At 51.0% G+C, this 24,088-nt stretch carries 23 protein-coding genes; 16 read left to right on the top strand and 7 right to left on the bottom strand.

Features of this window, described 5'->3' with window-relative positions; all coding sequences use genetic code 11:
* Positions 1 to 320 precede the first annotated feature (320 nt).
* Positions 321 to 1,838: a HEPN domain-containing protein gene (locus ACO0LF_RS26305; protein WP_423019468.1), complete on the top strand. Its 1,518-nt coding sequence runs from the start codon at positions 321 to 323 to the stop codon at positions 1,836 to 1,838.
* Between the two features lie 322 nt (positions 1,839 to 2,160).
* Here the strand turns inward: ACO0LF_RS26305 and ACO0LF_RS26300 are convergent, their stop codons facing one another.
* The 7 genes from ACO0LF_RS26300 to ugpQ all read right to left on the bottom strand — a co-directional run bounded on the left by ACO0LF_RS26300 (position 2,161) and on the right by ugpQ (position 8,836).
* On the bottom strand, positions 2,161 to 2,499 hold the full coding sequence (locus ACO0LF_RS26300; RefSeq protein ID WP_423019466.1) for a hypothetical protein: 339 nt from the start codon (positions 2,497 to 2,499) through the stop codon (positions 2,161 to 2,163).
* 145 nt (positions 2,500 to 2,644) lie between these two features.
* Positions 2,645 to 3,937: a hypothetical protein gene (locus ACO0LF_RS26295; protein ID WP_423019464.1), complete on the bottom strand. Its 1,293-nt coding sequence runs from the start codon at positions 3,935 to 3,937 to the stop codon at positions 2,645 to 2,647.
* 2 nt (positions 3,938 to 3,939) lie between these two features.
* The gene (locus ACO0LF_RS26290; RefSeq protein ID WP_423019462.1) at positions 3,940 to 4,719 is read right to left on the bottom strand and encodes an outer membrane lipoprotein-sorting protein; all 780 of its coding nucleotides are present in this window, start codon (positions 4,717 to 4,719) and stop codon (positions 3,940 to 3,942) included.
* Positions 4,720 to 4,728: 9 nt separating this feature from the next.
* Positions 4,729 to 6,123, bottom strand: coding sequence for an ABC transporter permease (locus ACO0LF_RS26285; protein ID WP_423019460.1), 1,395 nt, complete (start codon positions 6,121 to 6,123; stop codon positions 4,729 to 4,731).
* Positions 6,120 to 6,827: an ABC transporter ATP-binding protein gene (locus ACO0LF_RS26280; RefSeq protein WP_423019458.1), complete on the bottom strand. Its 708-nt coding sequence runs from the start codon at positions 6,825 to 6,827 to the stop codon at positions 6,120 to 6,122. The genes ACO0LF_RS26285 and ACO0LF_RS26280 overlap by 4 nt, the downstream gene beginning before the upstream one ends.
* 68 nt (positions 6,828 to 6,895) lie before the next feature.
* Positions 6,896 to 7,975: a MerR family transcriptional regulator gene (locus ACO0LF_RS26275; RefSeq protein ID WP_423019456.1), complete on the bottom strand. Its 1,080-nt coding sequence runs from the start codon at positions 7,973 to 7,975 to the stop codon at positions 6,896 to 6,898.
* Between the two features lie 114 nt (positions 7,976 to 8,089).
* Complete coding sequence (gene ugpQ, locus ACO0LF_RS26270) at positions 8,090 to 8,836, bottom strand: glycerophosphodiester phosphodiesterase (protein ID WP_423019454.1); 747 nt, start codon at positions 8,834 to 8,836, stop codon at positions 8,090 to 8,092.
* Between the two features lie 50 nt (positions 8,837 to 8,886).
* On the opposite strand from ugpQ, the gene ACO0LF_RS26265 reads away from it, so the two are divergent.
* The 15 genes from ACO0LF_RS26265 to ACO0LF_RS26195 all read left to right on the top strand — a co-directional run bounded on the left by ACO0LF_RS26265 (position 8,887) and on the right by ACO0LF_RS26195 (position 23,871).
* A complete protein-coding gene (locus ACO0LF_RS26265) occupies positions 8,887 to 10,125 on the top strand; it encodes a CaiB/BaiF CoA transferase family protein (RefSeq protein ID WP_423019452.1) in 1,239 nt (412 codons plus the stop codon).
* 147 nt (positions 10,126 to 10,272) lie between these two features.
* Positions 10,273 to 11,403 (top strand): sensor histidine kinase, encoded by a 1,131-nt coding sequence (locus ACO0LF_RS26260; RefSeq protein ID WP_423019450.1) that lies wholly within the window; start codon positions 10,273 to 10,275, stop codon positions 11,401 to 11,403.
* Positions 11,404 to 11,408: 5 nt separating this feature from the next.
* Positions 11,409 to 12,227 carry a LytR/AlgR family response regulator transcription factor gene (locus ACO0LF_RS26255; RefSeq protein WP_423019448.1) on the top strand — a complete coding sequence of 273 codons (819 nt, stop codon included), beginning with the start codon at positions 11,409 to 11,411 and terminating at the stop codon, positions 12,225 to 12,227.
* A 228-nt stretch (positions 12,228 to 12,455) separates the two neighbouring features.
* Positions 12,456 to 12,935, top strand: a complete 480-nt coding sequence (locus tag ACO0LF_RS26250) for a GNAT family N-acetyltransferase (RefSeq protein WP_423019446.1) — start codon at positions 12,456 to 12,458, stop codon at positions 12,933 to 12,935.
* A gap of 48 nt (positions 12,936 to 12,983) precedes the next feature.
* Positions 12,984 to 13,880 (top strand): sulfurtransferase, encoded by an 897-nt coding sequence (locus ACO0LF_RS26245; protein ID WP_423019444.1) that lies wholly within the window; start codon positions 12,984 to 12,986, stop codon positions 13,878 to 13,880.
* A 201-nt stretch (positions 13,881 to 14,081) separates the two neighbouring features.
* Positions 14,082 to 16,142, top strand: coding sequence for a M13 family metallopeptidase (locus tag ACO0LF_RS26240; RefSeq protein WP_423019442.1), 2,061 nt, complete (start codon positions 14,082 to 14,084; stop codon positions 16,140 to 16,142).
* Positions 16,143 to 16,308: 166 nt separating this feature from the next.
* On the top strand, positions 16,309 to 16,740 hold the full coding sequence (locus ACO0LF_RS26235) for a hypothetical protein (RefSeq protein WP_423019440.1): 432 nt from the start codon (positions 16,309 to 16,311) through the stop codon (positions 16,738 to 16,740).
* A 9-nt stretch (positions 16,741 to 16,749) separates the two neighbouring features.
* A complete protein-coding gene (locus ACO0LF_RS26230; protein WP_423019438.1) occupies positions 16,750 to 17,568 on the top strand; it encodes a DUF2145 domain-containing protein in 819 nt (272 codons plus the stop codon).
* A 242-nt stretch (positions 17,569 to 17,810) separates the two neighbouring features.
* Positions 17,811 to 19,493 carry a long-chain-fatty-acid--CoA ligase gene (locus tag ACO0LF_RS26225; protein ID WP_423019436.1) on the top strand — a complete coding sequence of 561 codons (1,683 nt, stop codon included), beginning with the start codon at positions 17,811 to 17,813 and terminating at the stop codon, positions 19,491 to 19,493.
* Positions 19,494 to 19,646: 153 nt separating this feature from the next.
* On the top strand, positions 19,647 to 20,912 hold the full coding sequence (locus ACO0LF_RS26220) for an RNA polymerase sigma factor (RefSeq protein WP_423019434.1): 1,266 nt from the start codon (positions 19,647 to 19,649) through the stop codon (positions 20,910 to 20,912).
* 61 nt (positions 20,913 to 20,973) lie between these two features.
* The gene (locus tag ACO0LF_RS26215; RefSeq protein WP_423019432.1) at positions 20,974 to 22,038 is read left to right on the top strand and encodes an alpha/beta fold hydrolase; all 1,065 of its coding nucleotides are present in this window, start codon (positions 20,974 to 20,976) and stop codon (positions 22,036 to 22,038) included.
* Between the two features lie 149 nt (positions 22,039 to 22,187).
* Complete coding sequence (locus ACO0LF_RS26210) at positions 22,188 to 22,610, top strand: VOC family protein (RefSeq protein ID WP_423019430.1); 423 nt, start codon at positions 22,188 to 22,190, stop codon at positions 22,608 to 22,610.
* A gap of 36 nt (positions 22,611 to 22,646) precedes the next feature.
* Positions 22,647 to 22,997 carry a YciI family protein gene (locus ACO0LF_RS26205; RefSeq protein WP_423019428.1) on the top strand — a complete coding sequence of 117 codons (351 nt, stop codon included), beginning with the start codon at positions 22,647 to 22,649 and terminating at the stop codon, positions 22,995 to 22,997.
* Between the two features lie 11 nt (positions 22,998 to 23,008).
* Positions 23,009 to 23,413 carry a VOC family protein gene (locus ACO0LF_RS26200; protein WP_423019426.1) on the top strand — a complete coding sequence of 135 codons (405 nt, stop codon included), beginning with the start codon at positions 23,009 to 23,011 and terminating at the stop codon, positions 23,411 to 23,413.
* Positions 23,414 to 23,466: 53 nt separating this feature from the next.
* Positions 23,467 to 23,871, top strand: coding sequence for a VOC family protein (locus ACO0LF_RS26195; protein WP_423019424.1), 405 nt, complete (start codon positions 23,467 to 23,469; stop codon positions 23,869 to 23,871).
* The last annotated feature ends 217 nt before the right edge of the window (positions 23,872 to 24,088 follow it).

The raw sequence follows: 24,088 nt of genomic DNA, 5'->3' as shown, positions 1-24,088 counted from the left end.
ACACAAAGGCTCGGAGACACAGAGAAAAGCAGGAAGAAACCGCCATGTATTTTTGAAAAGCCTGACGTTGTTTTATCGTCATCAGTATGGCTGACAAGTGCTACAATGCTCCAAATATGATTATCTTTTTTGCAAAATCATCGACGGAGGAATTTATGTTAGGCGAATTCACGTTCGAAGTGCGGCCTTACCTTAGAGCAGGTTGTATCTGAGCTATAAAGATCACGCAGGTCTATAATATTTAAACATGACTCTTTGATCATCTCGCACAAAGTATCCTCTTTATCGGGTTCAGAAAACATCCATCAACTAGGAACTCAATGAAAACCTACCCGCTTAACGAAGACACCTCCTTCACGGGGAAGTGGTTTCTTCCACAGCTTGATAATTCGCCTCATCTTGCAGGAACACTTACGTGGGGCGACCGCTGCGCCGAACTGTCACTCAATGGAACGTTTACTCCACAGAGAGGCGCAATTTTCGGCGACGAAGTTCATGACTATACCGCTGTCCATGGTGTAACAACTGGAAGCGAACGGGTATCCTTGCTGTCAGCAATGCAAGTCGGTAAAAACGTCAGTATTGGTGCTGGTGGGTTTGCCGAATCTGAACGAATTTCCTCTAATTTTCTTGTCGTGGGAGCCCATGTAACTGAGCAATCCCTGTACAGCGAAGTTAGCATTCGCGTGCCAGGATTGGAGTTGTGGATCGGACGATCAGGCGTTACTCAGACCATCATTCCACAGACAACGGACTGCCCTTCAAGTGTGGTCTACCATATTGAGCATCTTCGTGAGGAGATCATTCAGATTCCTGCGATTTTCGGCACCCTTTCGTTTGGCTTCGAGCATAGATACTCTGGCGACCGAATATCTGAGATTCATGCAAGAATTTCTTGTCACATGACGATTCGCCCTGACGAACCACAGTGCATTAACTGGTTTTTAGATCAGTTCGGAAAAGCGTCAACGCTTCTTTCATTTCTGGCAGGAGTATCAATGGCTGAAGACCAAATATCGGCAAAACTCTCCGGTACGAATGAAAGCGTGGCGGTTCTCGTTAATCTAAGAATGACACAGACCTGCAAGTATAAAAGTCGCCACGATTTCTTCATGTTACGCAATGACATGGGCGAGGCTCTCGAGCCAGTCATCCAGAACTGGTTTGAGCAATACGACTCGATTGCCACGCCAAGCCAGTTAGCGCTGAGCGTGCTCAACACAAATGATCTTTGGTCACACATCGAATTTCTATCGCTTATGCAAGCCCTTGAAGGATTTCATCGAGCTGTATCCACTGGCTTGTACACATCAGAAGAGGAATACAAAGCGATTCATGACAGTTTGTGCATGGCTATTCCAGATGGCATAGGCAGCGACCATAGAGATGCACTGAAATCGCGCATACGATACGGCAATGAAATTTCCCTGCGAAAGCGTTTGGATAGTCTCGCATCGAGATTGCCAGATTCACTGAGAGTAGTAATTTTGGGAAATGGCGGAAGCATCCCTCGAAGCTGGGTTGTTACAAGAAACTACTATACGCATTGGGACGATGCTTCTCGCAATTCAATCCTTGACGGAATGGATATGCACCGGGCTGCTGTTCGAATTAGGTTATTTCTTCGTGTACTTTACCTTCGGTTTGTGGGCATTTCCGAAGCCGCAATTCAGAAGTCGTTGGTGAATGCTTCATATGAAAGTCAATACCTTATTCAACTGAACAGTGCTATGCATAGGAAGGCAAACCCTGGATCAACTGAAGGCGCAATAATGCACATAACTCTTGGCAAGCTATGTGCAAACGACAAAGCGAATGAACCAGACCAACCAACTTAAACTTTGTCCGAGGTGCCAGTGAAGGACGCTGGCACACAACTTGGGTAGAGGATTTAATTTGTTGCGGGCACGCTGTAAGTTGCGTAGGTGCGAATAGATTCGCGTATTTGCACACATAATTTTGAGGCGATTATTGATATTTTTCAGGCAGGGCATGCGTAAAATTACGTGACATTGATCGTATCTTGTACGCTAAATGTGTAACGCAACGGAGACAATCCTGCATAAGTCTTAATTAATTTTTCTACAAAGCACAACTACCAACATGAGCTAGCAGTTGTACTTTTGGCTTTGCATTTACAGCGACGCATACCACAAAAGCTTAATTTGTTGCTGCGCTGACATTGTGTTTTTTATTACGAATTTTCTTGCTGGCGCGGTTTTCTTCGTGTTCGAGTTTGGCACGTTCTGCCGGGGTCACTACGCCATCTGCCTTGGCGGCCTGTTTATCATTTTCTATTTTGGCCTCCCGTTTTTCCAGATTGCTGGCTTCTTTAGCTGTCAGAGCACCACTTTCCACGCCCTTGGCTATGCGCTTTTGCTGTCTTTCCTGACGCTTTTCTACATTCGGTGTTGCAGGGTCCTGGGCAAATGCAGAACTGGCGATCAAGGTCAGAGCAAGAGTGGAAGCCAGGGCGGCGGCAAATTTGATGGATTTCATGGATATTCCTTCTATAAAAGTAGCCAGTCTTGAGTTGATATGAGCACATTGCCCATGCATCAATAACGAGACTGCTACTTTTCCCGATGACAGCAGAAATGTAATCGATGTAAAAACTCGTAACTGCCTTCCCGCTTTTATTTGATTAGAAATAATAGCGTGCCAGCAATTGCCAGCTTTGCATTTGTGGCGCTGCGCCATAATTGCTCAAGCTGGTTCCGCTATTGCGCTGCCATTGCAAGGCAAACTCTGTGTGTTTGAGATGGTAGCGCGCCTCCAGCCAGGAAATGCGGCTGGCATCGGCAAGGTCATAGCGGCTCATCGCAGCCAGGTCCAGGTGATTGATCAGCGCATCTTGCCAGCTTGCATAGGCAAAGACACTGCGCTTGCCTGGTGTCTCTTGCACACCTTGCAGGAAGCGACGGTAGATGCCATAGCTCTGCAAGGAAGTCTGCCCCAGACTGTTCCATTTTTCCTGGTCCAGGCCACCGCCGTTGTATTCGAGTTCGGCTGTCAGCGATATCTTGTTGCTGGTGGTATAGGTCAGGCCGGTTGCGCTGTGATTGCGAAACGCACTGTCATCAGGATAAGTTATTCCGATTTGCCGCATAGCTTGTGTCATGTTGGACTGGCTACGCCCACCCGACCATTCGGCAAATACCACGGTAGAGTCATTCAACAAAGCGGTCAGGTTCAGGCCTATCTGCACAGGCTGCTTTTCTGCTTTATACAGCAAGACTTGAGGCGTAATGCCATCCATCACTTGCTGACTCAAAGCCAGCAGCCAACGGTTCTGATCATTGGTGGCGGCGACATCAGGATTGAAGCTGGAATAGTTGCGCTCATCCGCCAATTTGGGGGAGTACAAGGCAGTCAAAGAACCGCCGCTCCACAGTTTTTGCCCACGCAACATGATGCTGCCCTGGCGGTTTTCTTTCAGGCTGGCAGGATCTACCGATACCACAGACCTCAACGCAGAAGTGCGAAAATAATCTGTAGGGTTATAACCAAGGGCGACACCATTGCGCGCGTTGATGCGGCCCAGGTCCAGTATCTGATCAGTCTGCACTTGCCAGCTCAGGTAAGCTTCTTTCAGGGTATTGATAGCATGCTGCAGCCCCGCTGTCTGTGGAGGCCAGTTCACATCAAGGCGATCAGACAAGACTGCACGCCAGCCTGGCGCGAAGGAATTGTCATATTGCAGGTCCAGCGACAAGCGCTGGAATTGTTGGCTGGCACCACCAAGACGTGCGCGGTTCACCCCTGCCCCAGCTTCTGCAAACAGACGCCAGTTGCTCGCCTGCTCCACTGTGGCAGGCATCTGATCAGCGACTTTCAGCGCATCAAGATCAGGGTCTTGCTGGGCCTGGCAATTCAATGCCAGCGACACCATGAAAGCACAAACCCCAGGCTTGAAAGAATATGGATGGCCATTCATTGTCATTCCGGTTTGAAGCGTGGCAAATAGTCGCGTTGCAGCCATTGATCAGGCACTTCACGCTTGACCAGGTTGGAGTAGCGCATCACTGTTACCCAGCTAGGATCCAGACCATCAATGATGACAGTTTCTGTCGGCCTGTCTATCCCTAACTGTTTTTCATAGCGGCGGTAATAGGCCGTCTTGAGCAGCTTGCCACTTTCGGTATAAAACTTGGCCTTGACCGGGTGATTATTGCCAGCTTCTATCCACATGTCGATGTGATGGTAAGTGGCGTCTGGCGTGCTGGCATTCATGCTCAGTTTATTGCAATGCTTGCTCTGGCGGTCACCATCCTGGGTATCTTCTTCTACCGCACTCACGGCCTGGTAATCCTTGGCCAGGTTGACGGTCACCACATCACCATTCGATGCCTGGCCCAGCAGGCGCTGCTGCGGCGACATGCGTATGCTGGCCTTGCTGCTGGGATCGTAAAACCATAAATCCTTGCCACTGAAGAGTATCAGCTTGTTGGCATCCCTGGCCGGTGCGACATAGCGTATCAGACTGCGGAACTGACCGCTGTTGGGGTCAGCCTTGGAGTAGATGGACAGGGTGCTGGTATCAGTCTGTTTACCGGCACGGTATTCGATGAGGGTATTGATCAGGCCAAATGGATAATCAGGATTACGCACCACATCACTGGCGGCCAGTATCTCTTGCGGGCTCTGGGCGGCCTGCGCAGTTCCCATGAACAATCCAGCCATGGCGAAGCAAACTACAGACAACTTCAAATAGTTCATGATATTTCCTTATACATGTCTTAATGCGTCAACAATCATGAGCCTCGATGCCCGGTTCGCAGGCAACCAGGCTGAGATCACCGTCACCAGCAACAGGCCGATAACACTGCCTATCAGCAAAGGCATATCTTGCCATACGCGCACCTGTATCAGATAGGCATAGGAGTAGCCGGGCGGCGTCCACGCTGCACCACTGTGATTAATCATGTAGGCGATGACCAGTGAACCAAGCAGGCCGCATACCGCGCCTATCACGCCCAGCAACACACCTTCACACAGGAACAGCCTGCGCAAGCCGGAACGGCGCAAACCCATGGCGCGCAAGGTGCCGATCTCTACCGTGCGCTCGACCACAGCAGTGCTCATGGTATTGCCGATAGTGAATAGCACGATCACGCCTATCAGTATGGCGATGAAGCCGAACATCGAATCCATGAATTGCACAGTCTGGCCATACAGGGGATTGAGCACTTTAAAATCCAGCAGTTCCAGCGCCTGCCCTTTGACATTCTGATCCAGCAATTGTTGCAGGCGGGCGCGTGCTGCCGGTATCTGCCAGGTATGCTTGAGCTGTATCTGTATCGCTGTCACTTGCGCTTTGCTACTGCCATAGATCAGCTTTTGTGCCTGACTCAAATGCATGGCCATGTACACATCATCGAGTGCCTTGATACCCATATTCCTGGCGGTGATGACACTGAGGCTGGCGACATTGGGCGCGCCGTGCGAAGTGGCTGCCAGCATTTCTATGCGTGTGCCCTCTTCCTTGACCGTGTTGCCTTGCTCCAGTGCGGACAGAGCCGCAATATCACCGGGGGCCTGAGCACTGTTATCTGCGGGTGCAGCAGATGTGTCGTCCTGTTTGCAGCCGGGTATCTGCAAGGCCTTGCACAATTTGATCTTGCGTGCCACACCTTCGCCGATGACAACTGCATCGGGGTTGCTGCCATTCAAAGGCAGGGGTTTGGCATAGCTTTGCATGCCATAATCATTCCAGTTCAACATCTGGTTACGTTCAGGCACGACGACCCCCGTCGCCAATACCGAACGCGAAACACCGGCGGAAAAATTACCCGCCAGACCACCAAGTTGCAAGGTCGGGGACACCACGTTCAGCATGGGCGCCAGTTCTTTGTCTTGTTTGATCAGGTCTATGATGTGCTGGTAATCGGCAATGCCATAAGCAGTGGGATTGTCACCACCTTCCAGAAAATACCCCTGGTGCTGGATTTGCAAATGGCCGCTGGCTTCGACGAAACCGGTTTCCATGCCATAGGTGATATTCGAGCGGTATCCACCAAATAAAAGGATGGCAGTCAGGCCTACTACCATGGCCAGCAGAGTGGTCAATGAGCGGCGGCGATTTCTAAGCAGATTACGCAAGGCGAGAGAAAAGGTCTTCATGCGCTGAGCTCCAGGTTTTCAGTGTTACGTTCTACGCCTGTGATACGGCCATCACGGATGAAGATGGTGTCATCGGCTTCAGCCTGCACCTGCGGGTCATGCGAAGAAAACACGAAAGAGACCTGGCGCTCACGCTGCATCTTACGCATCAGGCTGATGATGGCGGCGCCGGTCTGGCTATCCAGATTGGCGGTAGGTTCATCGGCCAGCACCAGCTTGGGTTCGGTTGCCAGAGCGCGGGCAATCGCTACCCTCTGGCGCTGACCACCTGATAATTGTCCCGGCAAATTTTTTGCGCGGTCGGACAAACCTACTGCATCAAGCAAATCAAGCACACGTTTTTTGCGTTCGGCCGCTGGGACTTTGGACAGTATCAGGGGATATTCCACATTTTCGTAGGTGTTGAGCACAGGCAGCAGGTTGAAGTTTTGAAAAATAAAACCAAGATGCCGGGCCCGGAAGTCCGACAAGGCATCGTCCGACAAAGTATGCACCGCTTGCCCGGCGACGGTGACTTCACCGCTATCTGCGCGGTCTATGCAACCTATCAGGTTCAGCAAGGTAGTTTTGCCACTGCCGGATGCGCCTGAAATCACCGTAAAACAATTGGCGCGTAATTGCAGGTTGATATCAACCAGGGCCGGCACATCGACCGCATCGAGGTGATAGGTCTTCATGACTTGCTTCAGTACTACGGGATACATAGGTACTCCTGATAAAAATGCTGATCTTGGGATGAGTGAAACAAATAGGAAATGCCTGGTCAAACCGTTCAGGATGCGGGGTCTGGTGAGCCATTGATGGCCATGGGTGTGCCAGTCATGGCTGTACTGGCAATCAATGCCAGCATGCCTTGTTCGACAAAATGCTTCATGTCAGCGGTATAGCCACTGCCATCCAGTATTTCGGGATGTTTTTCATGGACGGCCCGGACTTTCTCTTGCGTAGCGAGATTCATGCCCCAGGTGTCAACAATGAGCCACTGCCAATGACGCATCAGTTCAAGGCTGTCAGGGTGCTCAGGTGCTGTGCCGCTTTCTATCAATTGACGTGTGCTGGCAATGGTGGAAAGCCAGTCTTGCATATTTTTTTGGCCATGCTTGCGGAAGTGCTGCAATTCATTCTTATCGAGATAGGCGGCAAAAATATCACAGCGTATTTCATGCAAGGCTTCCATAATAAAATCAAGCAAGTCACCATCCACACCGGTGATAGCCTGGGCAGAAAAATCTGTCCTGTGCATGGTGCTGAGTTTGGCAAAAAAGCGCGGGTCGTCGCCCATGGTCTTCTGGCACAGATCTATCCAGTCGCGCGCCAGTTTCTTTGCCTGTTGATCAGATGGCAGGCCCTGGTTTTCCATCAGGCTGCGCACTTCGGCAACCAGATTCGGCCATTGCTGCTTGAAGTTGCTTTGCGTAACGCTCTTTTGCAGCGTGGCGATTTCTTCCGCATTGAAGTATTGACGCTGGGTTGCCATCAGGCGCAAAGTCGATAACCACTCATCCCAGTCTGGCTCTTTTTCTTTTGCCAGTTTTTCTTCGAGGCTGGCCAGACGTGCGCGCAAATCGGTGGCATCCGCAATTTGCCTGTCGATAGCGCACATCTGCTGGCGTATCAATTGACGTAAATCCGCCCCTTCGCCATTCAACATATCACGGGTCTCTGCCAGCGACAAGCCAAGACCACGCAAAGCCTGGATACGATGCAGGCGCGCGATGTCATCCTTATTATATAAACGATAACCAGCTGCAGTACGCGCAGAAGGCTGTACCAGGCCTATTTCTTCATAGTGATGCAAGGCACGAATAGTCAGACCTATGCGCTTTGCAAGTTCGCCAACTTTAAGTAACATTGCTTGCCCTTTTAGAAAGGCCCATCATAAAGTCTAACCTTACGTGAGAGTCAAGCGTATATTGATGTAAATTTATATTTAAGAAATATATTGTATTTTTAGCACTGCAAGTAGTCAAAAGTCGGCTGGTATCAAATCAAGTCTATCGGTACAGAATGCATCTACTCCCCAGTGCAATATTTCTGTTGCCCGTTCCGGCGTGTTGACGGTATAGCAAAATAAACCATAACCGGCATCCTTGACTTCTTTCGCCAGCTCGGCTGTCAGGTGTTTATGGTTGGTATGCAATGCCCTGGCGGCCAGTTCCTGCAAATTTGTTTTCCAGTCCGGGTCCAGTTTATCCATCAGGAATCCACGCGGAATGGTAGGCGCAGCATGCTTGGCGGCCATCAGTGCCGTCATGGAGAAAGAAGAAAACAGCGGCAAATGCAGGGTATCGACGACGGCAACATCGGCAAACAGGCTTTGCGTCAGCTCGGCAACGACACGGCCAGTCTCGGCTTCTGCACCGGGGCTGGGCTTGATCTCTATATTCATCCAGATACCATGCTGGCGACAAAAACTGACCACCTCGGCATACAGGGGCACGGTTACACCGGCAAAGCTGTCAGCAAACCACTTGCCGGCATCCATTTTCTGCAAATCAGTGGCCAAAGTATCTGCCACCCGACCACTGCCAGTCACGGTTCTGCCAAATTCAGGGTCATGCATGAGCACAGGGACGCCATCCTTTGATAACATGACATCAAATTCCACGGCGGCAAAACCGTGCTCCCATCCGCAACGCATCGCTGCCAGGGTATTTTCTGGTGCCAAAGTTCCACCACCACGGTGGGCGATGACTTTAGGATAGGGCCACATGATGCGCTCCGTACAAGAAGATAAATATAATATTAATAGGATAATCGAAGATGCCGACGTCGTTACAAAAAACTGCTCTGGGCCATATCCGTGTGTTGGACCTGACGCGGGTACTGGCAGGCCCCTGGTGTGCACAAAACCTGGCCGACCTGGGGGCAGAAGTCATCAAGGTTGAGCGGCCAGGCAGTGGCGATGATACCCGTACCTGGGGGCCACCGTATTTGCGCGATGCAGAAGGCAATAACACCACCGAAGCAGCTTATTACCTGGCGGCGAACCGCGGCAAGCAAGCCATCACGGTGGATATCGCCACACCTGAAGGCCAGCAAATCATCCGTGAACTGGCAGCCAAGTCCGACGTCGTGCTGGAAAACTACAAGGTTGGCCAGTTAAAAAAATACGGTCTTGATTATGAATCCCTGAAACTGGTCAAGCCTGACCTGGTATATTGCTCCATCACCGGCTTTGGCCAGGATGGCCCGTATGCCAACCGGGCCGGTTATGACTTTATCGTGCAAGGCATGGGTGGTTTCATGTCGCTGACGGGTGAGCGCGATGATTTACCTGGTGGCGGCCCGCAAAAAGCCGGAGTGGCGATTGCCGACCTGATGACAGGTATGTATTCCACCATCGCCGTCATGGCGGCACTGACACACAGGGACAGGACAGGTGAGGGCCAGTATATAGACATGGCCTTGCTGGATGTACAGGTGTCCATGCTGGCCAATATGAATATGAATTACCTGGCCAGTGGCAATGCGCCTAAACGCTGGGGCAATGCACATCCCAATATCGTGCCCTATCAAACCTTTGCGACGGCAGATGGCCACATCATCGTCGCCGCTGGCAATGACGGTCAATATAAAAAATTTGTACAAATAGGTGGTTTGCCAGAACTGGCAGATGACCCACGCTTTAGCACCAATCCTCAACGCGTAGAACACCGGGATGTGCTGGTCCCTGTGCTGGCTGAGATGGTCAAACGCAAAACCAAGCAGGAATGGATCAGCCTGCTGGAAGAGGCTGGCGTGCCTTGCGGCCCCATCAATACCCTCAAAGAAGTATTTGAAGACCCGCAAGTACTGGCGCGCGAAATGCAAATCAATCTGCCCCATCCTACTGCCGGGCAAGTCAAACTGGTGGCCAGCCCGATGAAATTGTCGGCCACACCCGTTACCTATCCTTCTGCACCGCCTTTACTGGGGCAACATACCCAGGCCGTGCTCGCTACGGTACTGGGCTATGACGAGCAACAGTTGCAGGCTTTAACGGCAAAAAAAATTATATAAAAACAAACCGATAAAATCTGGCATGATTTATTCACGCCGGATTTGCCCGCCTTTACGACAAAAACCGCGGCCTTTATCCTGTTGGTCTATGGCCTGGGTCAAAGACAGGTTAAGCTGCAGGCACCCAGATACTCTGCCAACGATGAAATGAATAAGAATTTTTTACGGCCATTCCAGACCTATTTACAGTCAAAATTAAAGCCTGACCATTACCAGAGCCTGCTAGGCGTTATCGGCGACATGCCGCGCCTGTTGGCCATCAACCTGGCCTGCGGCTTTGGCGTCCACTATATCCTGCATGCGCGCGGCACTCTGTTTGAACACATCGTGTTTTCCATGTTCATCGGTTTTTCAGCCTATTTGCTGATCAAGATATTCAAGCGCCTGTTCTGGGGCGCTGGGACACCAAACACCGTAGGTTTTTACCTCATGTGTATCGTGGTGGCCCCCCTGGCTTTGATGGTAGGAATGGCTATCGCCGCCGTGGTATTCAACTACCCTGTTCCAGACGTCAATACGATTAAGTCGCCCTATCTGCTCAGCTCGATTGCCATGACTTGCATCGTCAGCCTGATCGCGGCATGGTCATTCTGGAGCCGCGCCAGAATTTCAGAATTGCAGGCCTCTGCCGAAGCAGAAAAAGCTAAAAATGCCGCAATAGAAAAACAAGCCATGCAAGCGCAATTGCAAATGCTGCAGGCGCAGATAGAACCACACATGCTGTTCAATACCCTGGCCAATCTGCAAGGCCTGATAGCGATAGACCCGCCGCGCGCCCAGCACATGCTGGCACAGTTGATCGTCTATCTGCGCAATACCCTGAGCTCATCCCGCGCAGAAAAAACCACGCTGAAGCAGGAATTCACCCTCATGCAAGCCTATCTGGAATTGCTGGCGATACGCATGGGAAAGCGCCTGCAATACACTCTGGATTTACCCGACGATTTGCAGCAGACAGCGATTGCCCCCATGCTCTTGCAACCCCTGGTCGAGAATGCCATCAAGCACGGGCTGGAGCCGAAAATGGAAGGTGGCAGCATCCATGTCATCGCCGAAAAACAGGACGCCATTCTGCATCTGAAAGTCATCGATACCGGCCTGGGCCTGCCCTTTAATTTTGATGACAGCAAGAACATCAGCAGCGAAGGTCATAATATCGGCAACGCCAATATCCGTGAGCGCCTGTTGGCCCTGTATGGCCCACAAGCCAGCCTGACACTGCAAGCCAATCAACCCGAGGGGGCAATTGCCCATCTCCATATCCCCAACAAAGAATAATTACCATGACAGCCAAACGTGCCCTGATTGCGGAAGACGAACCGATACTCGCGCTGACCCTGCAAAAGATGCTGGAAAAACTCTGGCCAGAACTGCAACTCTGCGCCATCGTTGAAAACGGTGTGCATGCAGTGCAGGAAGCCCTGGATAAACAACCCGACATCCTCTTCCTCGACATCAAAATGCCAGGCAAGACCGGGCTGGATGTGGCGCAGGAGCTGGCAGAAGAATGGCCAGATAACAAAGCCTTCCCCCTTATCGTCTACGTCACTGCCTATGATGAATATGCGATAGAAGCTTTTGAACATTCGGCTTCTGATTATGTCTTGAAACCTGTCAGTGAAGAACGCCTGGCCAAGACCGTGCAAAGACTACAGGCAAGGCTGGCAGACGGCGTGCAAAGACCAAATGAACTTGATCGCGTGCTCGAACAATTACGCCACCTCGTACCTGGCCAGGCGCTACCAGGAGGCAATAGCAATAACCAGGCGACACCAGAACGCCTGCGCATCATACGCGCCGCCGTTGGCAACCAGATACGCATGATCAATGTCGATGATGTGCTGTATTTTGAAGCCACCGACAAATATATCAATGTCGTCACCAGAGAACATTCATCGCTGATACGCAGCAGCCTGCGTGAACTCTTGCCACAACTAGACAGCAGTATCTTCTGGCAAATCCACCGCAGCACCGTCGTCAATACCCTGCATATACAAATTGCCAACAAGGATGACACTGGCAAGATCACACTGAAGCTCAAAGGGAGTGAAGACAAGCTACAGGTCAGTAGAGTCTATGCACACCTGTTCAGACAGATGTAATCATGACTTACGCAAAACCGCCCCAGCTGCGTTGCAGCTCCCGTTTTAATCTTTCCTTGTACTAAAGTACTGTCTTCGTCGCTGTGGTGTAGTCGGGGTTTCAGACAATACATTGTCTGCCGACGCAACGAACCGCCCTTGCAAGGGCGGGTTCCTTAAGCAATAGCCTTGCTGGGACAATTTTGCGTAAGTCCTGATAAGATGTTTTCGAAATACAGAAAAACGACTATGACAAACAAAAAAAACTTAAGCGATTTGCAATGGCAATGCGCCAGTTTCAGTGAATTAAGCAATTTGCAATTACACGCGATTTACCAGGCGCGTGCGGCTGTATTTGTCATTGAGCAAAACTGCGTGTACCAGGATGTCGATGGCAAAGACCCTTTGTCGCATCACCTGACTGCCTGGACACCAGACGGTGAAGTGGCGGCTTACCTGCGCATCGTCCCGGCTGGTATCAGTTTTGCCGAAGCCTCGCTGGGCCGCGTCATCAGCACCAGTGACTGGCGCGGCACGGGTGTTGGTAAAGCTTTAATTACGCGTGGCATCCAGGCCTTGCATGCGCTGCACCCTGCTGCCCCCATCCGCATCGGTGCCCAAGCTTATCTTGAAAAATTCTATGGCAGCTTTGGTTTTGAGACGGTTTCTGACATCTATCTGGAAGACGATATTCCCCATGTCGAGATGCTGCTGCTCGCAAAAGCCTGATTAAATCGCTTATAATGCTGCCAAATCAATGACTTACTGAATTTCATCATGCCCGCTGTAATACAAACACCCGATACACCCTACGTCAATATTTCTGCCTACAAGTTCATCACTTTCGATGACACTGCTGAAAAACGCCAGGTGTTTCTGGATAAATGCAAGGAACTCAATCTGAAAGGCACGATACTGCTAACGCCCGAAGGCATCAATATGTTCCTGGCCGGTTTGCGCCATGAGATAGATGCCTATATGGACTGGCTGCACCAGGACCCGCGTTTTGCAGACGTGGTCGCCAAAGAGAGTTTTTCTGACCACCAGCCCTTCACCAAGATACTGGTCAAGCTGAAGGCAGAAATCATTACCATGCGCATGCCGCTGATCAAGCCTGAAGAAGGCCGCGCCCCTGCGGTGGATGCCCACACGCTCAAGCGCTGGCTGGACCAGGGTCATGACGACAATGGCAAAGCCGTAGTCATGGTCGATACCCGCAATGATTTTGAAGTCGATGTTGGTAGCTTTGACAATACCATTGATTACCGCATTGCCAAGTTCACAGAATTCCCGGCAGTTATCGAAGCCAATCGTGATGTCTTGAACGACAAGACCGTGGTGACTTTCTGCACCGGTGGCATACGCTGCGAAAAAGCTGCTATTCATATGCAAAATGTTGGCTTCGACAGCGTCTACCAGCTCGAAGGCGGCATCCTCAAGTATTTTGAAGAAGTCGGCGGCGATCACTACCACGGCGACTGCTTCGTGTTTGACTATCGCACAGCACTGAACCCGCAACTGGAAGCGACCGATACCAAACAATGCTTTGCCTGCCGCGCGGTCGTCACGCCGCGTGAACAATTATCGCCCTGGTATATCTCTGGCAAGTCTTGCCCGCATTGCAAGAAAGAGTCTACTGGCGCTACCGAAGCTGAAGCAACTATTGCCCAATAGTTCACAATAATCCGATAGTCAACCCAGCTCACATAACTCTTTCAGATAAAAGCATTACTGTTAACAGCAGTAATGCTTTTTTTGTTTTCCGCAATGAACTTCGCCAGACACATTCAGTCTATCCTTCCACTAGTTCTTATAATCCTAGAGCGTCGAGAGCGCATGCTCAGACAATAAAAACATCTTATCCAGAGACCCCCTATGAAACGCTTACTACTCAGCACTCTCGCACTCAGCCTGCTGGCCAACGTTGCCCAGGCAGCAGACCCTAGCCCAATGACAATTGTTGCTCAGGCAACTGCGCTTGGTTCTGGTATCCACCCCGAAAACATGGATAAGGCAGTGCGTGCCCAGGATGATTTTTATCGCTACGCACAAGGTGCCTGGTTAAGCGCCAATGAAATCCCGGCAGACAAGTCTGACTGGGGTACTTTCATGAAAGCACGTGAAGATGTACAGCAACAATTGCGCACTATTGTTGAAAGCGCTGCCAGGGATAACAACAGGCGGGCAGGTTCAGATTTGCAGAAAATCGGGGACCTTTACAAGAGCTTCATGGATGAGAAAAAACTCAATGCCCTGGGCATTGCTGCCTTGAAAGGCGAGCTGACGCACATTTCAGCCATGAAAGATAAAGCTGCCATTGCTAAACTGATTGCACGTTTCCATGAAATCGGTGTCAACACACCCATCCGTGCAGGTATAGGCCAGGACAGCAAGAATTCCAGCCAATACGTGGTTGATGTATCCCAGGGCGGGCTGGGTTTGCCAAATCGCGATTTTTACCTGAAGCAGGATGATGCAAAAATGGCGGACGTGCGCGCCAAATACAAGGCACACATAGAAAAAATGCTGACACTGGCTGGCGAAAAAAATGCCACGGCACAAGCTGACAATATCATCGCACTGGAAACTGCCCTGGCCACAGCACAATGGTCAGCCGTGGAAAACCGCGACCCGGTCAAGACTTACAACAAATTGTCGGTTGGCGAATTGAACAAGATGACCCCTGCCTTCAACTGGACGACTTATCTGCAGTCAGCCCATATGCAAGGCAAAATCAATGAACTCGTCATACTGCAACCCAGCTTCATCAAGGGCTTTGACGATAGCCTGAATAGCTTTTCACTGGATGCATGGAAATCTTATTTCAGCTGGCATCTGATCAGCACTTACAGCCCTTTCCTGTCGTCGGATTTTGTTAATGAAGACTTCGCTTTCAAGGGTGCCACGATCGCCGGCATCAAGGAAAACCGCACGCGTGATAAACGTGGCGTGGCACTGGCAGATCAGATCCTGGGTGAAACCGTAGGCAAGATTTATGTGGAAAAATACTTCTCGCCTGAAGTCAAACAGCGTACGGAAAAAATGGTCGGCTATTTCCTTGAAGCTTTTAAACAAAGCATAGAAACGCTGGACTGGATGAGTCCTGAGACCAAAAAGCAGGCGCAAATCAAACTGTCTAAAATCAGCGTCAAGATAGGCTACCCAAGACAATGGCAGGATGAGACTGGCTTGACGATCAAGAGCGATGACCTGATCGGTAACCTGTTGCGCGCACGCAAGGCTCGCTATGACAGGGAAGTTGCCAAACTGGGCAAACCCATAGACCGCGAAGAATGGCATATGACGCCACAAACGGTGAATGCTTATTACAGCGAGACCATGAATGAAATCGTCTTCCCCGCAGCCCGCCTGCAATCACCTTTGTTTGACGTCACTGCGGAAGACGCTTTCAACTACGGTGCACTGGGCATTTCCATCGGCCACGAAATCAGTCATGCCTTTGATGACCAGGGCGCACAGTATGATGGCGATGGTAACCTGCGCAACTGGTGGACAGCCGAAGACCAGGAAAAATTCAAGAAAAAAACCGCCAGTCTGGTCGATCAATATGCGACGTATAGTCCAGTTCCAGGTTATTTCCTGAATGGGAAACTGACCCTGGGTGAAAACATTGCCGACAATGCAGGCATCGTCATGGCAATGCGTGCTTACAAGCTCTCACTGCAAGGCAAACCTGCACCTGTGATTGATGGCTGGACCGCGGAGCAACGCCTGTTCATGGGCCTGGCACAAGCCAGACGCGGTAAATCACGTGAACAGCGCTCTATCACCCTGGTCAAGACTGATCCGCATTCCCCTGGCGAATTCCGCGTCAATGGCAGCCTGGTCAACCATCCCGATTTTTACACCTCCTTTGATGTCAAACCTGGCGACAAGATGTACCTGCCCCCAGAAAAACGCGTCAGCATCTGGTAAGCAGCGCTATCAGCACCATCCTCATGCTACCTGTCTTCATCCAGGCAGACAGGTAGCAGATTCCACGACTTCTTCTGTAACTATTTGCTACTGATGACAAATAGCTTGTGATTTTATGGTCTTATATTATTGTGGATGTACTTTCATCTACTAATCAGGAGACCAAATGTCATTAGCTTTCCGTAAATTCGCCCTTATTGCTGCCCTGTGTACCAGCAGCCTGTTGCCACTTTCCGCACATGCTGGCCGTGGTTGCATCTCTTGCGGCCCTTCTGGAGGCTCTGAAGCCTTGTCTATGGGCGTGGGCATTATCATGCTGGGTGGTTTTTCCATGGTGGCCGGATCAGGCGAGATGATCGTTGATACCGTCAAGGCTGGTGCCGATGGCGTGACTGTGGTGCTCAAAGGTTCTACCCAGGCCGTCAGCACCACGGTCAGATTATCTGGCAAGGGTATAGAAAAAGCCGGTCTGGTCAGTGGTGCTGTGGTGGAAGTCAGCGCCACGACGACAGGTTATCTGCTGGTCAGTGCAGGCAAGGTAATCGCGTTTATCCCTAATGAAATAGGTACTGCCCTGATGCATCACAACAAGGTCTGATCATCTCCTATGCGCAAAAACTCACTGACTTCCCCTGCCACGCTGGTGCTGTTACAGCGTGCACTGATTATTCTCACCCTGGCTTGCACTGCCCCGGCATTTGCCGGACGCTCCTGCGAGGAAAATATTTATGACCCCAAGAAAGTCATGCAAGCGCTGGAGTTTGCGCACAAGACCCAGATCAGGCTGGATGAAAGCCAGGCCAATGTTGCCATCATTGCCCGCGTAGGCCAGGACTTATCCAAATACAATTTGCGCTATTCACATCTGGGCTTGATAGAACACTTGCCGGATGGCACCTGGTCAGTCATGCATGAGCTGAACCAGTGTGGCACTGCCAATTCAGAATTATTCAGGGAAGGGCTGGGCAATTTTTTCATGGATGACATGTTCGCCTTTGAAACCCTGATCCTCATCCCCAACCCGGAATTGCAACAAAAATTACAACAAGTCATGGCCGATGGCCGTGCCAAAAACCTGCATGCTGCCCGCTATAACATGCTGTCTTATGCCTATTCCACGACCTATCAAAACTCCAATCAATGGGCACTGGAAGTGATCGCTGCAGCCCAGGCCAATGATGTGAAGATAGAAAACCGCACACAGGCACAAGCCTGGTTAAAATCAGCTTCTTACAAACCGGATACCCTGCAAATCCCCTCACTGACGCGCCTGGGCGCACGCATGTTCCGCGCCAATGTCGCTTTTGATGACCACCCTTTTGATCGCCGCATGGCTGGGCAAATCGATACCGTCACCGTTGAATCTATCGTAAGGTTCATGATGTCGCGCGATGCCAAGGCTGAGAAACTGGTCATTAAACAGTAATCCCCTGCCCCCACCCTACCCTCACTTGCTGGCAGTCATTCTCAGGTAGACCCAGCAAAGCCTGAAATTACTGCCACTGTGTCGATTAGAAGACTTATTCAAATGTCATGAATAAGTCTTGCTTGTTACACATCCCTCCCCTTAGCATGTCCACAAAATAATAATAAGTTTGGCAATGTCAGCGTGCAAGGATTATTCCTTGCGTCGCCAGATTTTCATAAAACCAGAGACAAAGGTAAAGCATGGACAAGTTTTGGCTGCGATCCTATCCCCACGGCGTTCCCGCAGAAATTGACTGTACACAATACAGCTCGGTAGTACATCTGCTGGAAGAATCCTTTCACAAATATGCCCAGCGTCAGGCCTATGTCTGCATGGACAAATACCTGACTTATGCCGAGGTCGATGCCTTATCCAAAAAACTGGCGGCCTGGCTGCAAAACAAGGGGATGGAAAAAGGTGCCCGCGTCGCCGTCATGATGCCCAATCTCTTGCAATACCCGGTAGCGATCGCTGCCATCCTGCGCGCTGGTTACACGGCAGTGAATATCAACCCGCTGTATACCCCGCGTGAGCTGGAACATCAACTGAATGACTCTGGTGCAGAGGCCATCATCATCCTGGAAAATTTTGCCACTACCCTGCAACAGGTATTGGGCAAAACCAGGGTCAAGCACATCGTCGTCAGCAGCATGGGCGACCTGATGGGTGGCATCAAAGGCATGGCACTCAATTTTGCCGTGCGTCATATCAAAAAAATGGTGCCGGAATTTTCTCTGCCCAGCGCCATCAGCTTCAAGCAGGCGCTGGACCAGGGTGCTGATCTGCCATTGCAGCCTGTGTCAATCAGCCACGATGACATCGCCTTCCTGCAATATACAGGGGGCACGACTGGCGTCTCCAAAGGAGCCGTGCTGACACATCGCAATGTCACCGCCAATGTCTTGCAAAATGAAGCCTGGGCGCAACCGGCATTGAACAAGGCTCCCAAGGTCGAGTCCATGAGCATAGTCTGCGCCCTGCCCCTGTACCATATCTTTGCCCTGACCAGTTGCTACCTGATGGGTATGCGCCTGGGCGGCATGAATATCCTCGTCCCCAATCCGCGTGATATCCCAGGCCTGGTCAAGACGCTTTCCAGGCATAAGATCAGCATGCTGCCAGCGGTCAATACCCTGTATAACGGCCTGCTCAATAACGCTGACTTTGCCAAACTGGATTTCTCTTTATTAAAGGCTTGCAACGGTGGTGGGACAGCGGTGCAAGCCAAGGTTGCCGAGCGCTGGAAGGCAGTGACAGGCTGCCCCATCATAGAGGGCTATGGCATGTCAGAAACCTCCCCAGTAGTCAGTTGCAATCCTACTGATTCCAGTGATTTCAACGGCAGCATAGGCTTGCCCCTGCCATCGACAGAAATTGCCATCCTTGACGACCATGGCCAGCCACTGCCACTCGGTGAATCAGGAGAGATCGCCATACGCGGGCCACAAACCATGCAGGGTTACTGGAACCGTCCGGATGAAACTGCCAAAGTCATGACGGCAGATGGCTACTTCAAATCCGGTGATATAGGCATCATGGAAGCCAGTGGTTTTATCCGCGTGGTCGATCGCAAGAAAGACATGATCCTGGTGTCTGGTTTCAATGTGTACCCAAATGAAATTGAAGGCGTGGTCGCCAGCCACCCAGGCGTACTGGAATGCGCCTGCGTCGGTGTACCCGATAGCAATTCTGGCGAAGCTGTCAAACTGTATGTGGTGCGCAAGGATGCACAACTGACTGACGCCCAGTTGATGAGTTTTTGCAAGGAGCAACTGACCTCCTACAAGAAACCCAAATACATAGAATTCAGAACAGAACTGCCAAAGTCCAACGTGGGCAAGATATTGCGCCGCGAATTGCGGGATGAAAAAAAGGTAGCCTGAAGATTTGTTCCACCTCTGCTGCACCAGTTCACGCCTGCTCTGTCGGGCGTTTTTTTTAGACGTCTTTTTATGTGCGCCTGCATATAAAAACAGAATTTGCATATAAGGGAAGGATGTTAAAATTTAAGCAAACATGCCCTCCATGCCATCGCAATGACACAGACCAGTATCGCTCTGCAGCACAGCATCAAGGAAATCTACCAGCGCGATTCGCGTCGTGTATTTGCGACCCTGGTGCATTTACTGGGTGACTTTGACCTGGCAGAAGAAGCCTTGCATGAAGCCTTCAAGGCAGCGCTGGAGCAATGGCCAGACAAAGGCATGCCTGAGCATCCGCATACCTGGCTGGTGTCGGCTGGCCGTTATAAGGCAATCGACAGCATACGCAGACAAAAACGCTTTGATCCCCTGGACCAGCATCTGGAAACCGTGGAGGCGCTGGTGGATGAAAGCGGCCAGCCCGGTGATGCTACGCTTGAAGCTGGCATCATGGAAGATGACAGGCTGCGCCTGATCTTTACCTGCTGCCACCCGGCACTGGCAGCCGATGCCCAGGTGGCCCTGACACTGCGTGAAGTCTGCGGCCTGACGACAGAAGAAATCGCCCATGCCTTCCTGACACCTGCACCTACACTGGCACAACGCATAGTACGTGCCAAAGCCAAAATACGCGATGCAAAAATCCCATATCAGGTACCAGAAAAAGAAGAACTGCCAGCGCGTCTGCATAGCGTGCTCAGAGTGATTTATCTGGTTTTCAATGAAGGCTATTCCAGCTCTGCCGGTGACACTGCCTTGCGCCTGGACCTGGCGGCAGAAGCCATACGGCTGACACGCCTGCTGCAAGAGTTATTGCCAGAACCTGAAGTCAGTGGCTTGCTGGCGCTGATGCTCCTGCATGAGTCACGCCGCCCCGCCCGAACGGACAAGCAGGGCGAATTGATCGCGCTTGAACAGCAAGACAGGCAACTATGGAATCAAGAATTGATAGCTGAAGGCTGCACCCTGGTGGAACAGGCTTTGCGCGCTGGCCGCTTTGCTGCTTATACCCTGCAAGCCGCAATATCCGCGGTGCATGCAGAAGCCATTACTTATGCAGAGACTGACTGGCCGCAGATCCTTGGTCTGTATGACGCCCTGCTAAGAGTAGAAGCAAGCCCCATCATAGAACTAAACCGCGCCATCGCCATTGCCATGTGCCCCGGTGGATTAAAAAGTGGCTTGCAACTGGTGGAAGCCTTGCTGAAAAAACAGGAAATGCAAAGCTACCATCTGGCCCACGCAGCCAGGGCTGACTTGTGTCGCCGCAATGCTGATCTGGTGCAGGCCAAAGCATCCTATGAACAGGCGCTAAAACTCTGCAAACAAGAGCCGGAAAAACGCTTTATTGAGCGCCGCTTGCAGGCATTAAGAAATTAAATCCCCCTGACGTCGTTCCCCCTGCAAAAAATAAGAAGTCTGCCCTACACTAAGGAGATATATGGCAAAACTGCACCAGGTTCTTCCCGCTTTATTAATGAGTCTGCTACCTGCATTATGCCTGGCCGAAGCAACAGCAATGTCACCTGGCCTTGCCTGCAAGTCTGCAAGCCAGGCCATCAACGAAGAAGGCTTTGTTGAGGTAGGTGGCATACCCCAATGGCTCACCATCAAGGGCAAGCATTGCAGCAACCCCGTCGTCCTGATCGTACACGGCGGGCCGGGTAATACCATGAGCCCCTATGCCAGTGCGATTTATGGCGCATGGGAAAAAGATTACACTATCGTGCAATGGGACCAGCGTGGTGCGGGCAAGACATTCGGCAGGAATAAACCTGGTGAAGACACACCATTGAGCATTGCGCAAATGGCAGACGATGGCGTCGCTGTGGCGACTTACCTGACCCAGCATCTGGGCAAGAAGAAAATCATTTTGACGGGCAGCTCATGGGGTTCAATACTGGGTGCGCAGATGAGCATATCCAGGCCTGAATTATTTTATGCCTATGTGGGCACTTCGCAAGTGGTCAGCTACCGGGCGAATCAGACCAGCAGTTACAACAAGGTGCTGAACCTGGCACAAGCCGCCGGTGACCAGGAGACGGTGAGCAAAGTAAGCGCACTAGGCCCACCACCATGGAGCAATCCACGCAATTTCGGCGTTTTGCGCAAGGCTATCCGCAAATATGAAGCACTGAGTACCGACCCTGCCCCAAAAACATGGTGGTCAGCAGAACCTGCCTATGCAACACCCGCTGCGCTGGCTGACTACGAAGCTGGCGAAGATTACTCTTTCCTCAAATTTGTCGGCTACAAGGGCGATGGCATGTTCAGCACCGTGGATTTTCCTGAGACGGCAAGCAAATTCGCTATTCCAGTCTTTTTTGTCCAGGGCGCAGAAGATTTGCTGACCATGCCAGAGATTACCCGCCAGTATGTGGATAGCATTACTGCACCGCAAAAAGAATATATCCTCGTACCACGCGCCGGGCATGATCCCAATTTGCCATTTATTGAGGCACAATTAAAGCTGCTTAATGAGCGCGTGCGAGCCTTGAGCAATTAATGCTGAATGGCAATTTTTCAGATATCTAAAAAAAATTAACTATTTTTTTGAAGTAGTGTCGATTTACTGTCCAGCCATTCGACTATCAGATGTGGAGACGCTTTCACACGATAATCCAACCAAATGAAAATTAATAAAAGGAAATGACCATGCCACATCCTATCGCTTACCTGTCCTTCAATGGTAACTGCAAAGAAGCCATGCACTATTATGAGCAAGTCCTGGGCGGCAAAATCACCGTCATGATGAGTGGCGCCGAGTCACCCATGGCAGCCATGATACCGGCTGAATCAGCCCACCGCATCCTGCATGCACGCCTGGAATTGCCGGATGGCGGTTTACTGTTTGCCGGTGATTGCCCGCAACAAATGCCGTATGAGGGCATCAAGGGTGTTTCGTTTGCCCTGAATTACGATACCACCGAAGAAGCCGGCAAGATCTTTAATGCGCTGGCAGAAGGTGGCCAGGTCACCATGCCGGTGCAACCTGCATTCTGGGCCAAGTCCTGGGGCATGCTGGTTGATAAATATGGCACTTCATGGATAGTCAACGGCGAACCGCTGCCACTGTAATCAGATCAATCTTATTTCGACTTTGCTGGAGGCCCCATGAAATACCTGTGCCTGGTTTATCTCGACAATGAGCACTGGAATGCCTGCCCGGATGAAAAGTGCGCCATGTATGCCCAGGGCTTGCTGGACAGTGGCCACATGCTGGCAGCCGAGCCTTTGCATCCGGTACACACTGCTACCACAGTCAGGGTAAGGAACGGGCAATTGTCCGTCACCGACGGCCCATTTGCCGAGACCAAGGAAATGCTGGCTGGCTTTTATCTCATCGATGCCAGGGATCTCAATGAAGCGATACACCTGGCTTCAAAAATCCCGCCAGCCCAGCATGGCAGCATAGAAGTGCGGCCGGTGCGCGCCCTGGACTTGCCAGCTACAGTAACAAATTAAAGGAGAACAAAATGCACAAGCAAATCTTTGTCAACCTGCCTGTCAAAGACCTGGCCCGCGCCAGAGAGTTCTGGAGCAGCCTGGGTTACAGCTTTGACTCAAAATTCAGCGGCGAAAAATCCGTTTGCGTCATCTTCGGTGAAAGTATCCTGGTCATGTTGCTGGTAGAAGAACTCTTTGCCAGCTTTGCCCACAAACCCGTTTGTGATGCGCATGAACGGGTAGAAGTCTTGCATGCACTCTCTTGCGACAACCGCGAGCATGTTGATACCCTCATTGCCAAAGCCAGGGCAGCCGGTGCCACCATTCCTGACGAAGCGGAAGACCATGGCTTCATGTATGCGCAAGGTTTCTATGATCTTGACGGTCATGGCTGGAATTGCTGTGCATGGGCAGTTGAAGGTGAATGCAAATAAACAGCGCAGCAACACTGCTCCAATAACACTGCAGAAAATTAAAGGAAGACAAAATGCATAAGCAAATTTTTGTAAACCTGTCTGTCAAAGACTTGCCCCGCTCCAAGGAATTCTGGAGCAGCCTGGGGTATCGCTTTGAAGCCAAGTTCACCAATGACCAGGGTGCCTGCATGATCATGGGTGACAACCTGTTCGTCATGTTGCTGGTCGAAGAATTTTTCGCTGGCTTCACCAACAAGCCCATCAGCGATGCGCGTGAACGCACCGAAGTATTGAACTGCCTGTCTTGCGACAGCCGCGAGCAAGTCGACAGCCTCGTCGCCAAGGCAAGGGCAGCTGGTGCCACAGTCCCCAAAGAACCCGTAGACCATGGTTTCATGTACGGCCATGGCTTCCATGATATCGATGGTCATGGCTGGGAATTGGTGCACATGGTAGCTGAAGGCGAGTGCAAATAAATCTGTACAAGCTGAGTTGAAATTACCAAACCGCCTACTTAAGTTACTTAAGAGGCGGTTTTTTTATGCCCCCCCCACTTTCGGTTTCATGCAATTCGTCACGGCAGACTCAAGCTTGATCACACTATCGCCATCTACTCTCGCTGACGCGACATACTGACACAATACGCCACCATATCCCAGATAAAACTCTTCAAATTGCATGGAATCAGAAATG

Source organism: Undibacterium sp. Di27W, from assembly GCF_049340345.1.
Classification (GTDB): Bacteria; Pseudomonadota; Gammaproteobacteria; order Burkholderiales; family Burkholderiaceae_D; genus Undibacterium.
Note: the sequence above shows the minus strand (reverse complement) of the source record. Positions and strands in the feature narration are given on the sequence as shown.